Genomic DNA, 666 nt, shown 5'->3' on the forward strand with positions numbered 1-666 from the left:
GGTCACAGCTTAGCAGTCAAATTATCAGCTTGGCTAGCGAGCCGTCTATTACAACTAATAAAAAGGTGGTAGACGCACAGACTATATGGAAACGACAGCTATTAGATGAGTCCTTGTTTTCACGTCATGAGCTTATACGTACCCTATATAAACATCCTGAGCGCGCACTTACTATGAGGGAGAATGGGTATGTTATTCATCAGCACTCTTATACAAGTTTGGGCCGTCATTATGTGATGATATTTTATGGAAAAGGCAAAGACACCGCGCAGAGCAGAGCGGCTATCCAACCAAGGCTACAAGCAATTGCACAAGATGTTGCACTGCGTTTACCACTTGTTGAGCTACACCATATTATTGTACTGGGCATCGAGTTTGTCTTAGAGAAAGACGACACTTATTTGGATATAGATGCATGGATTCAGCCAGTTGAGTCTATGACTCAAAGGGAGCGTCAATTAACCAAGCAGTTACAGCGCTTAAATCAGCAAAACAAAGCGCAAGTACAAAACAGTCAGTCAGTAGACAATGGTCCATCAACACGAATGCAGTTGAATTTAAATGTGCCTGCACGACCTATTAAGTTATAAACATAAAATCTGAGCCATAAAAAAAGACAGCCTAAGCTGTCTTTTTTATATTGGAACAATAGCTATCGTTAACCTT

The 666-nt window shown here is 40.8% G+C and carries 1 pseudogene; it reads left to right on the plus strand.

The window, feature by feature from the left end:
* A pseudogene (locus ACS8FD_RS21265) lies at window positions 1–590 on the plus strand (hypothetical protein); the annotation flags it as partial.
* Between the last annotated feature and the right edge of the window lie 76 nt (window positions 591–666).

It is taken from the genome of Psychrobacter sp. 1U2 (assembly GCF_051847575.1).